At 62.7% G+C, this 14,787-nt stretch carries 12 protein-coding genes; 1 reads left to right on the top strand and 11 read right to left on the bottom strand.

Going from position 1 to position 14,787, the window contains the following annotated elements; all coding sequences use genetic code 11:
- Positions 1 to 96 precede the first annotated feature (96 nt).
- The 4 genes from infB to rimP are packed head-to-tail and all read right to left on the bottom strand — an operon-like array spanning position 97 to position 5,897.
- A complete protein-coding gene (infB, locus tag AC1RM7_RS13155) occupies positions 97 to 2,709 on the bottom strand; it encodes a translation initiation factor IF-2 (protein ID WP_024921194.1) in 2,613 nt (870 codons plus the stop codon).
- Positions 2,710 to 2,762: 53 nt separating this feature from the next.
- A complete protein-coding gene (locus AC1RM7_RS13150) occupies positions 2,763 to 3,446 on the bottom strand; it encodes an RNA-binding protein (protein ID WP_024921195.1) in 684 nt (227 codons plus the stop codon).
- Positions 3,447 to 3,506: 60 nt separating this feature from the next.
- Positions 3,507 to 5,117 carry a transcription termination factor NusA gene (gene nusA / locus AC1RM7_RS13145; RefSeq protein ID WP_006023532.1) on the bottom strand — a complete coding sequence of 537 codons (1,611 nt, stop codon included), beginning with the start codon at positions 5,115 to 5,117 and terminating at the stop codon, positions 3,507 to 3,509.
- Positions 5,118 to 5,120: 3 nt separating this feature from the next.
- Positions 5,121 to 5,897, bottom strand: a complete 777-nt coding sequence (rimP, locus tag AC1RM7_RS13140) for a ribosome maturation factor RimP (RefSeq protein WP_024921196.1) — start codon at positions 5,895 to 5,897, stop codon at positions 5,121 to 5,123.
- A gap of 409 nt (positions 5,898 to 6,306) precedes the next feature.
- Here rimP and AC1RM7_RS13135 point away from each other — a divergent pair, with 409 nt between their 5' ends.
- Positions 6,307 to 7,398: a DUF2336 domain-containing protein gene (locus AC1RM7_RS13135; protein WP_024921197.1), complete on the top strand. Its 1,092-nt coding sequence runs from the start codon at positions 6,307 to 6,309 to the stop codon at positions 7,396 to 7,398.
- Here AC1RM7_RS13135 and AC1RM7_RS13130 read toward each other — a convergent pair.
- The 7 genes from AC1RM7_RS13130 to miaB all read right to left on the bottom strand — a co-directional run bounded on the left by AC1RM7_RS13130 (position 7,395) and on the right by miaB (position 14,658).
- Positions 7,395 to 8,156: a tRNA (guanine(46)-N(7))-methyltransferase TrmB gene (locus AC1RM7_RS13130; protein ID WP_024921198.1), complete on the bottom strand. Its 762-nt coding sequence runs from the start codon at positions 8,154 to 8,156 to the stop codon at positions 7,395 to 7,397. The genes AC1RM7_RS13135 and AC1RM7_RS13130 overlap by 4 nt on opposite strands.
- Positions 8,157 to 8,237: 81 nt before the next feature.
- Positions 8,238 to 8,654 carry a helix-turn-helix domain-containing protein gene (locus AC1RM7_RS13125; RefSeq protein WP_006023536.1) on the bottom strand — a complete coding sequence of 139 codons (417 nt, stop codon included), beginning with the start codon at positions 8,652 to 8,654 and terminating at the stop codon, positions 8,238 to 8,240.
- A gap of 232 nt (positions 8,655 to 8,886) precedes the next feature.
- Positions 8,887 to 10,488, bottom strand: a complete 1,602-nt coding sequence (lnt, locus tag AC1RM7_RS13120) for an apolipoprotein N-acyltransferase (RefSeq protein WP_492837648.1) — start codon at positions 10,486 to 10,488, stop codon at positions 8,887 to 8,889.
- Entirely contained in the window at positions 10,485 to 11,618 is a 1,134-nt protein-coding gene (locus AC1RM7_RS13115; RefSeq protein WP_024921200.1) for a hemolysin family protein, read from the bottom strand. The genes lnt and AC1RM7_RS13115 overlap by 4 nt, the downstream gene beginning before the upstream one ends.
- Positions 11,619 to 12,122, bottom strand: a complete 504-nt coding sequence (gene ybeY / locus AC1RM7_RS13110; protein WP_024921201.1) for an rRNA maturation RNase YbeY — start codon at positions 12,120 to 12,122, stop codon at positions 11,619 to 11,621.
- Between the two features lie 51 nt (positions 12,123 to 12,173).
- Entirely contained in the window at positions 12,174 to 13,226 is a 1,053-nt protein-coding gene (locus tag AC1RM7_RS13105) for a PhoH family protein (RefSeq protein ID WP_006023541.1), read from the bottom strand.
- A gap of 4 nt (positions 13,227 to 13,230) precedes the next feature.
- A complete protein-coding gene (gene miaB / locus AC1RM7_RS13100; protein WP_024921202.1) occupies positions 13,231 to 14,658 on the bottom strand; it encodes a tRNA (N6-isopentenyl adenosine(37)-C2)-methylthiotransferase MiaB in 1,428 nt (475 codons plus the stop codon).
- Between the last annotated feature and the right edge of the window lie 129 nt (positions 14,659 to 14,787).

Genomic DNA, 14,787 nt, shown 5'->3' with positions numbered 1-14,787 from the left:
CCCGGCACCTTCGGCGCGAAGACATGCTTCGCGCTTTGGGCCGGGCAGAACGTCAGATTTCGCAATATCCCTTCAACGCGCCCGTAAGACTTGGACTTACAGGGAGCGCTGAATGGTCTCCACGCGATAACACTCGATAACGTCGCCGACGCGCATGTCCTGGTAGTTCTCGAAGGCCATGCCGCATTCCTGACCGGACTGCACTTCCTTCACTTCGTCCTTGAAGCGCTTCAGTGTCGACAGCTTGCCTTCGTGCACGACGACGTTGTCGCGGATCAGGCGCACATTGGCGCCGCGTTCCACGGTGCCGTCGGTGACGCGGCAGCCCGCGATCTTGCCGACCTTCGAGATGTTGAACACTTCGAGGATCTGCGCATTGCCGAGCATGGTTTCGCGCAGGGTCGGCGCGAGCAGGCCGGACATCGCCTTTTTCACGTCATCGACGAGATCGTAGATGATGTTGTAGTAGCGGATTTCGATGCCGTCGCGCTTGGCCAGCGCCGCCGCTTCCTTGTTGGCGCGGACGCTGAAGCCGATGATGGCGGCATTGAAGCCTTCCGCCAGGGTCACGTCGGACTCCGAAATGCCGCCGACGCCCGCATGCAGGATGCGCGCTGCGACTTCATCAGTGCCGAGCTTCTCGAGCGAGCCCAGAATGGCTTCCAGCGAGCCCTGCACGTCGGCCTTGATGACCAGCGGGAAGTCCTTGCGGCCCGTGGTCTTGAGCTGCGACATCATCTGCTCGAGCGAACCGCGCATGCCGGCGTTGCTGGCTGCGGATTTCTCGCGCTTCTGGTGAGCACGATAGTCGGTGACCTGACGGGCGCGGGCTTCGTTCTCGACGACAGCGAGGCGGTCGCCGGCTTCCGGCGGACCGTTGAAGCCGAGCACTTCGACCGGAACCGACGGACCGGCTTCCTGAATGGTCTGGCCCTGGTCGTTGATCAGCGCGCGGACGCGGCCCATTTCCGCGCCGGCCACGATGATGTCGCCGACCCGCAGCGTGCCGCGCTGAACCAGCACGGTCGCAACCGGACCGCGGCCGCGATCAAGCTTGGCTTCGATCACGGTGCCTTCAGCCGGACGATCCGGGTTGGTCTTCAGGTCGAGCAGTTCGGCCTGCAGCGCGATCATTTCCAGCAGCTTGTCGAGATTGGTCTTGTTCTTGGCCGACACTTCGACGTCGACGACTTCGCCGCCGAAGGACTCGACCTGAACCTCGTACTGCAGCAGCTCGGTGCGCACGCGCTCCGGCTTTGCATCCGGCTTGTCGATCTTGTTGATCGCAACGATCATCGGAACCTTCGCCGCCTTGGCGTGGTTGATCGCTTCAATCGTCTGCGGCATCACGCCGTCATCCGCCGCAACGACGAGAATGACAATATCCGTGACCTTGGCGCCGCGGGCGCGCATCGCGGTGAACGCGGCGTGGCCCGGCGTGTCGATGAAGGTGATCTTCTTGCCGCTTTCGGGCGAAGTGACCTGATACGCGCCGATATGCTGGGTGATGCCGCCGGCTTCGCCGCTGACCACGTTGGCGTGGCGCAGCGCGTCGAGCAGCGAGGTCTTGCCGTGGTCGACGTGGCCCATGACAGTCACGACCGGCGGACGCGGGGTGGTGTCCGAGGCGTGATCTTCTGCGACGTCGAAAAGGCCTTCTTCCACGTCCGACGCGGCGACGCGCTTGACGGTGTGGCCCATTTCCTCGGCGATCAGCTGCGCGGTGTCGGCGTCGATCACGTCGGTGATCTTGTGCATCGCGCCCTGCTTCATCAGCAGGCGGATGATATCGACGGCGCGCTCGGCCATGCGGTTGGCGAGTTCCTGAATCGTGATGGCTTCGGGAATCGTGACTTCGCGGATCAGCTTTTCCTTCGGCTCGTTGGACGCGTGGCCCTTGAGGCGCTGGGTGCGGCGGCGGAACGAGGCGATCGAACGCTCACGCACATCGTCGGCGTTCAGCGCGGTCGAAAGGGTGAGACGTCCGCGCTGTTTCGCAGGTCCGGGTTTGGCGGCCGGCTTCGGCGCAATGACGGGACGTGCCGGACCGCCGCCAGGACGGCGCACCATGCGCGGAGCTTCATCGTCGTCGGAGCCATCGGCGGCAACAGCGGCCGGACGGGCCGGAGGCGTTGCAGCCGTCGTGCGCGCGGTGGTGGCGGGCGCCGCGGCCTTGGCGGCAGCTTCGTTGCGCTTGTTGGCTTCGCGTTCGGCGCGCGCCTTGGCTTCTTCCTCGGCGCGATGGCGTTCTTCCTCAGCCTTCTTGCGGGCTTCGGCGGCTTCTCGCTCCTGCTGTTCCTTGAATTCCTTGGTGTTACGGCGTGCAGCTTCGGCTTCCGCCGCGCGGCGCTCTTCTTCTTCGCGCAAGCGTGCATCGGCGAGCGCGCTGGCGCGGGCGCTCTGCTCGTCTTCGGTCAGGGTCTGTAGCACGACGCCCGACTTGCGCGCGGGTGGACGCGCAGGCTCAGGCGCACGCGGCGTTACCTTCGGAGGCGCTGCGACAGGTGCCGGCGCGGCGGGTGCCGCTTCGGGCGCGGGCGCGGGATCGCCGGCCAGACGGCGCTTGGTTTTCTTTTCGACCACCACCTGTTTGGTGCGGCCGTGACTGAAACTCTGGCGCACGACGCCGGTCTCTGTGCGCGGTTTCAGCGACAGAGTTTTCGCACCGACGCTCAGCGGCTTATCGCCAGGATTTTTCGTATCAGCCATTCAACAGTCCTAATCTTGTTCGTTGCTCGCATGCCGCATCTGACGGCAATGCCCTAATTGTTCTTGTCGATCCCGCCATCGTGACCGCCATCCGTCCCCCGAAACCGGGTGAGCGTCTGGCAACGTGCGAGGAAGGTCTTGCTTGCCGGGCCCGCGAGCAGGGCAGCATGTACCACATTTGCCCGCCCGAGTGCCAAATCCAATTCATCGGTGGTCAGGACGCTGATAACGGGGAAATCGGCTGATTCCCCGCCGTTTTGTCGCATTACGGCGGCCAGTTTGGCATTCAGCTTGCGGATTCCGTCCGGAGCGCCGTCCGTGGCGTGGATCAGGGCCACCGCCTGCCGCCCCTCTATGGCGCCTTCAACCTTGGAAAATCCTGACGTGACCTGGCCCGCTTTCGCGGCCATGGCGAGGGCTTCGGACACTCCCCGGACCATCATGCGCTCGACATCGTCGGCCAGGGTTTTCGAGACCTGGACGTCACGTTTGAAGCTGCGCGCGAAGACGTTGCGCCTGGCGGCTTCCGCCACGGTGGCGCGGGACAGCGACACCCATAGCCCGCGCCCCGGCAGCTTGCGCTTCAGGTCGGGAACGGTTTCACCGGTCGGGGAGAGGACGAAGCGGATCAGATCATCGATCGGCGCAACCTGCCGCGTGACCGCGCACATCCGCTCGGTCCCGGCTTTTGTCCGGGGTCCGTTGTCGAGATCTGCGTGATCAGCGATGGCAAGCATGCGCGGGTCATTTCCTTAGCTCTTGAAAAGCATGATGTTGTCCGAAAACCGCATCACACTTTATGCCTGAGCCGAATTGTCTTCGGAGGCGGCTGCCTCTTCGGACGGCTTGGCGAGATCTGCTTCGGTGATCCAGCCGGCGACGACGCGGGCCTGCATGATGAGGGCTTCCGCATCTTCGCGCGACGTTTCGTTGGCGTCGAGAATGCCTGCGTGCTTGGTGGTCTCGCCGTCCTTGCGTTCAACCCAGCCGACCAGATCGTCGGTGGCGCAGCCGGCCAGATCCTCGACGGTCTTGATGTCGTTCTCGCCGAATTTCACAAGCATCTTGGCGGTTACGCCCGGCACAGTCGTCAAAGCGTCTTCCACGCCCAGTTCCTTTCGCTTCGCTTCGAGTTCTGCCTCGAGCTGTTCAAGATATTCGCGGGCACGGCTTTGCAGCTCGTTGGCGGTTTCCTCGTCGAAGCCCTCGATGCTGGTGAGTTCCCGTGGGTCCACCAGCGCCAGATCCTCGACCGAACCGAAGCCCTCGGATGCCAGCAACTGGCCGACGACTTCGTCGACATTGAGGGCTTCCATGAAGACGCGGGTGGAATTCTCGAAGTCGGCCTGACGGCGCTCCGATTCTTCCTGTTCGGTCAGAATGTCGATGTCCCAGCCGGTGAGCTGCGAGGCAAGACGCACGTTCTGCCCGCGGCGGCCGATCGCAAGAGATAGTTGGGTATCGGGCACCACGACTTCAATGCGCTCGCGATCTTCGTCGATCACGACCTTCGCGACTTCGGCGGGCGCCAGCGCGTTGACCACGAAGGTCGCGATATCGGGCGACCACGGAATGATATCGATCTTCTCGCCCTGCAGTTCGTTCACCACGGCCTGCACGCGCGAACCGCGCATACCGACGCAGGCGCCGACCGGATCGACCGACGAATCGCGTGAAATTACGCCAATCTTCGCGCGCGAACCCGGATCGCGGGCCACAGCCTTGATCTCGACGATGCCGTCATAGATTTCAGGAACTTCCTGCGCGAACAGCTTCGCCATGAACTGCGGATGGGTGCGCGACAGGAAAATCTGCGGCCCGCGGGTTTCGCGGCGGACATCGAAGATGTACGAGCGGACGCGGTCGCCGTTGCGGAACACTTCGCGCGGCAGCATTTCGTCACGGCGCACGATGGCTTCGCCGCGGCCGAGATCGACGATGACGCTGCCGTATTCGACGCGCTTGACGACGCCGTTGACGATCTCGCCGATGCGATCCTTGAATTCCTGATACTGCCGGTCACGCTCGGCCTCGCGCACCTTCTGCACGATCACCTGCTTGGCGGACTGGGCGGCGATGCGGCCGTATTCCAGCGGCGGCAGCGTGTCGGCAATGGTGTCGCCGATCTGCGCGCCGGGGTTAGCCTTCTGCGCGTCCTTCAGCGAGATCTGGTTCGACGAATTCTCGACCTGTTCGACCACCAGCATGTGGCGCGACAGCCGAAGTTCGCCTTTCTTGGCGTCGATCTCGGCGTGCACATCGGTCTCGGAGCCGTAGCGGGCGCGGGCCGCCTTGGCGATGGCGTCTTCCATCGCCGCGATCACGATCGAGCGGTCGATCGACTTTTCGCGTGCGACGGCGTCGGCGATCTGCAGCAATTCGAGTTTGTTGGCGCTGACAGCGGCCATGGCTCAGTCTCCTTCGTGGTGATCCGATTTGCCTGCTCGCTTTTTCGCTTCAGCGGCGAGGCGGTGTTCCTTGGTGTTCTTTGGCGCGGCTTTTTTCGGCTTTGGTTTCGGCTTGAAACTTTTCGAAATTGGCAGTTCGGCGCGGGCCTTCTTCGCGTGTTCGGGCGGAGGCGGCGCGAGGCCGAGGTCTTCCTTGATCTCGCGTGCAGCCGATTTGCCCCGGCGCATGGATTCCGCGATCAATTCATCGGTCAGAACAAGATTCGCGCTGGCGATGTCTTCCATCGTAAGCAACACACTTGCTTCCTGATCGGCGCGAGCGTCGTCGCGAATAATCCTGATGCCGTTGCCCTCGACGCCGCCAAGCTTGCCGCGGAAACGCTTGCGGCCCTCGTGAGGCACAGCCATCTCGATTTTCACCAGATGCCCGGCATAACGCTCAAAATCGGTGCGGCGGACCAGCGGCCGGTCGATGCCGGGGGATGAGATTTCCAGCCGATAAGCGCGCTGGATCGGGTCGGCGATGTCCATCACCGGCGACAGCGCTTTCGAGATCGCCTCGCAATCCTCGATCAGCATGGTGCCGTCGGGCTTCTCTGCCATGATCTGCACAGTGCAGCCCGCTTCGGCCGTGACCTTGATCCGCACCAGCCGATAGCCCATGCCCTGCAAGACAGGCGTCGCAACCGCGGCCACGCGCGCGCCGACGCCCGGCTCGACCACGAGGCGCGGTTCGGCGAGCAGTTCGGCATCAACGGCAACGTCGGCGGGGTCGCTCATGTCCAGGATCAGAGTGCTCTTATGGTTATCGGCCGGCTGCTGCATGCGGCACAGGCCATCAGGTAATAAAAAAGAGCGGGTCCCGGGGGGCCCACTCTCCTACGTGTGCGTATGAGAATTTATCAGTTGCGGCGGATATAGACGTTTTTGGCCTGTGCGGCAAGGGCTTCCCGCGGGCCGGAAACGATTGCGGAACCCGTATTGTTACTGGCAAAGCTCCGATTTATCGAAAGGATGTATAAGCTTACAGCCAAACGGCGGGAGTCCGGACGCCAGCACGAACTCATTTATAGCAGCTGTCCTCAAAGCGATCTTTCCGGCTAACCGTTCATTCATCTGGCCTACCTACAGTCGCCAACGCTTCCAGGCGCACGGTAGACCGCCGCGCCAGTAGCGACCAGAGACCCGCATGGCTGCTGCCTTTTCGCTGATTCCCGAACTCGATGAGATCGTCAAAAACGGCTCCGCTGAAAAGCGGGCGGCGGCGATTGCGCGGATTTCCGACCTTTTCCTGCAAGGTGCCGCGCATTTCGAGACCCGCCATGTCGCGCTGTTCGACGACATTCTGGTTGGTCTGGTGCCGGCCACCGAAATCGAGACGCGTGTGGAACTGGCGGAGCGGCTGTCGAAGCTGGATAACGCGCCGCCGACGCTGGTGAAGCAACTCGCCCACGAAAATGAAATCAAGATTGCCGGTCCGATCCTGAGCCGATCGCCGCTGCTCGACGATCCGACACTCGTCGAAATCGCCCGCGCCAAGGGCCAGGAACATCTGGCCGCGATTTCAGGGCGCCCGACATTGTCTCCCACCGTGACCGATGTGATCGTCCGCCGCGGTGACCGCGAAGTGGTGCGCAGCGTCGCAGCCAACAATGGCGCCCAGTTTTCCGAGTCCGGCTATTCTGGACTGGTCAAGCGCGCGACCGACGATGGCATGCTGGCGCTGACTGTCGGCCAGCGCGAGGACCTTCCGGCCGCGTCGCTGAAACAGTTGCTGGCGAAATCGGTCGATCTCGTTCGCCGCCGCATGTTTGACTCTGCGAAGCCGAAACAGAAGGCGGCGATCAATCAGGCGATGATCGAGATTTCCGGTGTGCCGAAAGCGCAACCGCAGACGCGCGATTTCCAGCCGGCCCAGCGCGCCATTCTAGCGCTGCATCAGGCGGGAGAACTCAACGAGGCGGCGCTGCTCGGCTTCGCCAAGCTGCATAAATACGAGGAATCGATTGCGGGACTGGCGGCGCTGACGGGAATGCGGCTGTCGGTGGTCCATCAACTGATGCTCGGTGATCGCTACGATCCCATTCTGCTTCTGGGAAAATCGATCGGGCTGGAATGGGCCACTGTGCGGGCGCTGGTGGTGTTGCGGCTTGGTCCGGGACGAACGCCTTCCGCTCCAGATATTGAGGAAGCCCGGATCAACTACGAGCGTTTGTCGCCCGCGACGGCGCAGCGCGTTCTGACCTTCTGGCGGCTGCGCGACAAGGGTTTGCCGGCCTAAGAGTTCACGTGCCGAAAGATGAGATAGGCGGCCTTGCGGCCTTCGCGGTCAGCCTTTCGTCCATAGCGCGTCATCGTGTAGTGCGGCCACGGCCTCCGCCAGTCGCTGGCGCGCTCTGCTGTCCAGATGAAGTCCGCAGAGCGCTGCATGTGCATCAGGGTCCATGCACAGTAGTCGTCGATATCGCACACGAAGCGGAACTCGCCGTCTGATTTCAGGATGCGCGACATCTCGGCGATGGTTGCGTCCTGCACGAAGCGGCGCTTCCAGTGCCGCCGTTTCGGCCACGGATCGGGGTGAATGAGATCGATCCGCGCAAAGCTCGATGGCTGCGCCCATGCCAGCAGCTCGGCGGCGTCGCCTGCGAACAGGCGGATGTTGGCGATGTTGTGGGCTTCGATCTGCGCCAGGATTTTCGCCATGCCGTTGACGTACGGCTCGCAGCCGATGAAGCCGGTCCGCGGAAACGCGAGCGCTTCCGCGATCAGGTGTTCGCCGCCGCCGAATCCGATCTCGAGACGCATTTCGTCGACAGGTGCCTGGAACAGCGCGCCCGGATCGGAGGCGTCCGCCTGAGCAAGATCGAGCGCGAGATGCGGCAGCAGATTTTCGATCAGATCGGCCTGGTGATTGCGGAGCTTGTGGCCCTTGCGCCGCCCGAAAAACGATCCGTGCCCGTGTTCGATATTGTGCCCGCGTGATGAGGTCGTATCGTTCGCTGACATCGCATTCACCGGCTTGGGCAATCTATCGTTCATCGCGGGTGCGATCTGGTTGAAATCCGGTCATGGACACGCCCGGCAATGTTGCCGATCCACGGCGCTGCGGGGTCCGCAGGTTTATGTGGGGTCGGGCTGTTCGCGCGCCGCCATCTGCTCGACGAGTTCCACGATGCTGCGGCGGAGTTTGGCATCGGTGATGCGTGTGAACGCGCGCGTCAGCGCCAGTCCTTCGGAGGTGGCGAGAAAATCCGAAACGTAGGCGGGGGATTGCGCTTCGCTCAATCCTGCCAGCGCGTTCGGTCCGGCCGGGCCGCCTTCGAACAAAAACGAGACCGGCACCTGAAGAATGTCGGAGATCTGTTGCAGCCGGCTTGCACCGATGCGGTTGGTGCCCTTTTCGTATTTCTGCACCTGCTGAAATGTCAGGCCGAGCGCTTCGCCGAGCTTTTCCTGGCTCATGCCAAGCATGATCCGGCGCATGCGCACGCGGCTGCCAACATATTTGTCAACAGGATTGGGCGCCTTGGTGGTCATCTAAGAGCTCCGCGTCATCGGCAGGGTTTGGAAAACGATCGTGAACCTGTCGGCGATGACCAGACCGGAATACGCTTCTTGCGCCAGCATCGTCAAATCCTTGTCGCCCCCGTGATGAAGAATTTAGGTTAAACCCTGTGACCGCATTGAGGCCGATTGAACCCATCGAACAAGGTTTGACAGTCTGGACACATGTCCAGAAATGCCGTGCATCAGAACAGATACGGTGACGTCAGGGCTTTTGTTTCGCGCGGCGGCGAATAACGATCACAGTCGACAATGCGACCGCCAGTGCCACCGGGATATCGCGAACACGGGAGAACAGCGTCGGGGACGCTGGTTTGGGCAACGCTGAATCGAGCACGCCCTCGGCACCAAGTCCCAATTGCGTAATGATCCTGCCGAACGGATCGATCACGGCGGAGATGCCTGTGTTCGCAGAGCGTACGATGGGGAGGCCTTCTTCAATCGCTCGCAACCGGGCCTGTTGCAGATGCTGATAGGGGCCGGTCGAGATGCCGAACCATCCGTCGTTGGTCAGGTTGACGATCCAGCCGGGACGATCGTCGCCGGGAACAATGTCGCCCGGGAAGATCGCTTCATAGCAGATCAGGGGCAGCATGCGCGGTGCGTTCGGTACCGTCATGGTCCGCCGCCGGTCGCCCGGAATGAACCCGCCACGTACCTTGGTGATCTGCACGAAGCCGAGTTTTTCCATCGCGGACTGAAACGGCAGGTATTCACCGAATGGAACCAGATGCAGCTTGTCGTATATCGACAGGATGGTTCCATCGTGATCGATGACATAAATCGAATTGTAGGCGCGGGTGATCTGCGTTCCGGCAGGCTGATCCGGCGGGCGGATCGCACCCGTCACCAGCACCGTTCCTGGCGGCAACAGGTTCGCGATCTGCGCCATGGCGTCGGCCTCGCGCGCCAGGAAGAACGGAAACGCGGATTCCGGCCAGATCAGGATGGTGGAGTCACGCACGCCGCTCGATTGCGGACCCGTCGCGCGATCCGACAGCGACAGATACTTCTCCATCACCATCTGTTTGGCGGCGTAGTTGAATTTCACATCCTGCTGCAGGTTCGGCTGCATCAGCCGCAGTTTCACCTTGCCGACGAATTGCGTCGGCTGGTTTGCGAGCCTGATTGCGCCGTAGCCACCCATCGCGGCAAGCAGGACGAGTGAGACAACGAGCGGAATCCACGGGCGGCGCGTCACGTGCGGATCGTCGATCAGCGCTGCGGGAGAGGCAAACACCGCGACCGCGATAAACGTCAAACCCCACAGCCCGACCAGCGACGCGCTTTGCGCAAACGCCAGCGGCTCGGTCAATGCGTAGCCGAAGGCGTTCCAGGGAAAGCCTGTCAGGATATGTCCGCGCAGCCATTCGCTGACCGTGAGCGCGCAGGCGAGACTGAGAATGCGAAACGCATTCGGTGCCCAGATCAGCCGGGCAAGCGCAAAGCCGAAGGCCATGAACAACGCCAGTCCTGCCGGCAGGCCCATCACCGCAAACGGAAGCAGCCACGCGAAAGTCTGGGCGTCGACGAGGAAGGCGTAGCCCACCCAATAAAGCCCCGCCACGAAATAGCCGAAGCCGAACCACCAGCCGCTCATCGCCGCAGCGGGAATGCCCCCGAGGCGTCCGGCGCCCGCGCCATCGATAAGCCAGACCGCGACCGGAATCGTCAGGAACAAAATCGGCCATGCGTTGAACGGCGCCATCGCCAGCGCCGACAGGGCGCCGGCGGCAAGCGCGATCATCGCGCGCGTCCATCCCCATGACAGGATGATGCCGGAGATGAGCGCACGGAAGGACTTCATCGATTGCCGGCGCCGTCGCTGGATGAAGCCGGATTGGTGTTGTCGTTGGCCTGGGCCTGCGCGGCATCGTTCGCGGCTTCCCTGCGGCGCAACTCGCGATGACGCAGATTGGAGCGGTCTTTCTGCGTTCCGATGCGCACGCGCTTGACGCGGCGAGGATCGGCGTCGAGCACTTCGATCTCGAATTCGCCCGGTCCGGAAATGATTTCACCGCGCACCGGCAGGCGGCCGACCTGCGTCACGAGATAGCCGCCGAGCGTATCGACATCCTCGCCAGCTTCGCCGGTGTCGAACTCCTCTCCGACCACGGATTGCACGTCTTCCAGACTGGCGCGCGCGTCGGCGATGAACGATCCATCGGATTGCCGGACCACGGACGGTGTCTCGTCGCTGTCGTGCTCGTCATCAATCTCGCCGACCACCTGCTCGACGATGTCCTCGATCGACACCAGACCGTCGGTGCCGCCGTACTCGTCGACCACCAGCGCCAGATGGATGCGCGTCGCCTGCATCTGCGCCAGCAGATCGATGGCGGGCATCGATGGCGGAACATAGATCAGTTTGCGCATGATGTTGGCGTCGGACAGCTTCATGCGCAGGTCGACCGAACGCAGATCGAGTCCCGCCGGAAACGGCTTCTTGCGCTTGGCGTTGACCTCGTCCGCAACCTTCGCCTTCGCTGTGATGAAGGCGAGCAGGTCGCGGATATGAACGAAGCCTTCGGGATCGTCGAGGGTGTCGTTGTAGACCACCAGACGCGAATGAGCCGCGCTTTCGAACAGACTCATCAACTCGCCCAGCGAAATATCCCGCTTGACCGCGACGATGTCGCCGCGCGGCACCATGACGTCGGCGATGCGCCGCTCGTGCAGGCCCAGGATATTGCGCAGCATGGTGCGCTCGATCGTGGTGAAGCTGGTTTCATCCGGCGCCGTGGCATCAAGCACCACCTGGAGATCGGCGCGAGCCGATCCCGCTTTCCATCCGAACAGCGTGCGCAGCGCACGCATGAGCCAGAGTTCCGACGACGGGCGCAGCACCTCGCCCTGCTGCACGGGCACCGGCAGATTGCCCGATCGCGGCGTATCAGAGCGATCCCTGTCGGATTTGTCGGCAAGAGAATTGGACACCTAGTTCACCTGATCGTCGTGCGCGTAGGGATCGGGGATCCCGAGCTGCGCCAGGATATCACGCTCGAGACCTTCCATGATCTCGGCATCTTTATCGTTTTCGTGATCGTAGCCCACCAGATGCAGAAAACCGTGCACCGCCAGATGGCTGAGATGGTGATCGAACGGCTTGTGTTCGGCTTCGGCCTCAAAGCGCGTGGTCTCGTAGGCGATGGCGATGTCGCCGAGCATACGTGGCGCGTCGTCGTCAGCGCGCTCCGATTGTAGTGCAGGAAACGACAGCACGTTGGTCGGCTTGTCGATGCCGCGCCAGTTCTTGTTGAGCGTGCGGATGCCCGCATCGTCGGTCAGCATGATCGCAAGTTCGGCGTCGGCGGTATCGGCATCGACCATGGACGCCGCCGTTTCGATGGCGCGATGGATCGTCGTCTCCACACCGCGTTCGCTGTTCCAGCAGTCGGCGGTAACGAGGACTTCGGTCGCGGGTCTATCGGCGGACGTCATGTCAAAATCTTGGTTGCAACTGGCGCTTGGCCGTTCGGTTTCATTGGTGCGTCAAGGTTTGCCCGTGGGCTGCTTCGGCACGCCTTCATATGCGGCAACGATTCGCGCCACCAGTTCGTGGCGGATGACGTCCTGCGCCTGGAATCTCACCTGGGCGATGCCTTCGACGCCATCGAGCAGCTTGGCGGCCTCCGCCAGCCCCGACGGCTGGCCATTGGGCAGGTCCACCTGGCTCGGATCGCCGGTGATGATCATGCGGCTGTTCTCGCCAAGACGCGTGAGGAACATCTTCATCTGCATCGACGTGGTGTTCTGCGCTTCGTCCAGAATGATGGCCGCATTGGTCAGGGTGCGGCCGCGCATGAAGGCCAGCGGCGCGATTTCGATTTCGCCGCTTTGCAGGCCGCGCTCGACGATGCGCGAATCCATCAGATCGTACAGCGCGTCGTAGATCGGCCGCAGATACGGATCGACCTTTTCGCGCATGTCGCCGGGCAGGAATCCAAGCCGTTCTCCGGCTTCGACGGCGGGGCGCGACAGGATGATGCGGTCGACTTCCTTGCGTTCGAACAACTGACAGGCCTGCGCCACTGCGAGCCATGTCTTCCCGGTGCCGGCGGGGCCGATGCCGAACACCAGTTCGTGCCGCTTCAGGGCGCGGATGTAGGAGTCCTGCGCGGCGGTACGCGCCCGAACCGGACGCTTGCGCAGATTGATCTCCTCGAACTGCGACTTCGCAGTCTTCGGATCGAATTCGAACAGCGAGCCTTGCGCGATCACGGCGCGGATCGCGCCTTCGACATCGCCTTGCGCAATGTCCTGGCTGCGCACAGCCTGTTCGTAGAGCATTTCGAGCACACGCCGCGCGGCGTCACAACCGTCGCGCGATCCGGCGACGGTGATGTGGTTGCCGCGCGAGTCGGCGACGACGCCAAGGCGGCGTTCGATCAGAGCAAGGTTTTGTCCGTAGGGACCGACCAGGGCGGAGGCGGCGCCGTTGTCGTCGAAGGCGACGACGATCTGGGCTTCGTGCGGTGTTGGAACGTCTCGGTCGTTTTTGCGGCCAGGGGCGAGTGTCGGCGAATCCGATGCGCTTTTTGGCAAGGGTTCAGGCTCCGGTGGTCATGGCTGACAAGGAAGTGTTGGCGGGCTGGGAAATTCTAGGTGACGAGACGGGAGACACGTCCGACCCGGCGAGCGCGCCGATCAGGCTGTAGCGCTCGAGGCTGTCGACGGCGACGGGCAGCACCTGGCCGATGATGTCGGGCGACGCCATGACATGAGCAGGTTGCAGGTAAGCGGTGCGGCCGACGATCTGTCCGGGATTGCGCGCGGGGCGCTCAAACAGCACATCGACCGTTTTGCCGATCACTGCCGCGTTGAAGGCAGCCTGCTGGCTGTCGATCAACTCCTGGAGCCGCGCCAATCGCTCGTCCATCACAGTGGTCGTGACCGTCTCCTGCATGTCCGCGGCCGGTGTACCGGGCCGGGGCGAATACTTGAACGAATAGGCGCCAGCGTAGCTGATTTGGCGGACCAGCGCGAGTGTTGCCGAAAAGTCTTCCTCGGTTTCACCGGGAAAACCGACAATAAAATCCGATGAAAATGCAATGTCTTCACGCACCTTGCGGAACCGCTCCACGGTGCGGGCATAATCGGCAGCGGTGTGTTTGCGGTTCATCGCTTCCAGGATGCGGTCGGAGCCGGATTGCACCGGCAGATGCACGAACGGCATCACCGCGGGAATGTCCCGGTGGGCCTCGATCAGCGCCTCGTCGACATCGCGGGGATGGCTGGTCGAATAGCGCAGGCGCACGATGCCCGGAATGTCCGCAAGACGATGCAGAAGCTGGCCGAGCGACCACGGCTTGCCGTTCTCACCTTCGCCATGAAACGCGTTGACGTTCTGGCCGATCAGCGTGATCTCGCGCACGCCGTTATCGGCGAGGCGCTTGACGTCGTCGACGATGCGCGCGACCGGACGCGACACTTCCATGCCGCGCGTATAAGGCACCACGCAGAAAGTGCAGAACTTGTCGCAGCCTTCCTGCACCGTGACGAAAGACGAGATTCCGCGGGCGCGGATTATCGCCGGTTTCGGATCGGGCAGCGAGGCGAACTTGTCCTCGACCGGAAATTCCGTCTCGACGGCGCGGCCATCGGTCTTTGCCTTTGCCAGCAGCTGCGGCAGATGATGATAGCTCTGCGGGCCGACCACGACATCGACCACGGGCGCACGGCGGATGATCTCGCTGCCTTCGGCCTGCGCGACGCAGCCCGCCACGGCGATCTTCATCTCGCGGCCGTTGCGCGCGGCCTCGTCCTTTGCGGTGCGCAGGCGCCCAAGTTCCGAATAAACTTTCTCGGACGCCTTCTCGCGGATGTGACAGGTGTTGAGGATCACAAGATCGGCGTCGTCGGCATTTGCCGTCTCGACGAATCCTTCAGGCGCGAGCGTGTCCACCATGCGCTGTGCATCGTAGACATTCATCTGACAGCCGTATGACTTGATGTGCAGCTTGCGCGGCGCGGTCATCGAAACCTTGGGTCTGGCGGCGCTCCGGGCCGCTCCAGAGAGCGTTTTCCGGCCGGTTAGCCGAAGAAACGCTCCTAATCATAACTTAGCGCGTATTCCGTTCGCAGAACCGGTACCCACTTCTGCGGA

It is taken from the genome of Afipia sp. GW822-FHT03D08 (genome assembly GCF_058801645.1).
Note: the sequence above shows the minus strand (reverse complement) of the source record. Positions and strands in the feature narration are given on the sequence as shown.

What these genes read in the sequence shown, in the direction of transcription:
- infB (WP_024921194.1), bottom strand. Translation starts at nt 2,709, where the DNA reads ATGGCTGATACGAAAAATCCTGGCGATAAGCCGCTGAGCGTCGGTGCG.
- AC1RM7_RS13150 (WP_024921195.1), bottom strand. Translation starts at nt 3,446, where the DNA reads ATGCTTGCCATCGCTGATCACGCAGATCTCGACAACGGACCCCGGACA.
- nusA (WP_006023532.1), bottom strand. Translation starts at nt 5,117, where the DNA reads ATGGCCGCTGTCAGCGCCAACAAACTCGAATTGCTGCAGATCGCCGAC.
- rimP (WP_024921196.1), bottom strand. Translation starts at nt 5,897, where the DNA reads ATGAGCGACCCCGCCGACGTTGCCGTTGATGCCGAACTGCTCGCCGAA.
- AC1RM7_RS13135 (WP_024921197.1), top strand. Translation starts at nt 6,307, where the DNA reads ATGGCTGCTGCCTTTTCGCTGATTCCCGAACTCGATGAGATCGTCAAA.
- AC1RM7_RS13130 (WP_024921198.1), bottom strand. Translation starts at nt 8,156, where the DNA reads ATGAACGATAGATTGCCCAAGCCGGTGAATGCGATGTCAGCGAACGAT.
- AC1RM7_RS13125 (WP_006023536.1), bottom strand. Translation starts at nt 8,654, where the DNA reads ATGACCACCAAGGCGCCCAATCCTGTTGACAAATATGTTGGCAGCCGC.
- lnt (WP_492837648.1), bottom strand. Translation starts at nt 10,488, where the DNA reads ATGAAGTCCTTCCGTGCGCTCATCTCCGGCATCATCCTGTCATGGGGA.
- ybeY (WP_024921201.1), bottom strand. Translation starts at nt 12,122, where the DNA reads ATGACGTCCGCCGATAGACCCGCGACCGAAGTCCTCGTTACCGCCGAC.
- miaB (WP_024921202.1), bottom strand. Translation starts at nt 14,658, where the DNA reads ATGACCGCGCCGCGCAAGCTGCACATCAAGTCATACGGCTGTCAGATG.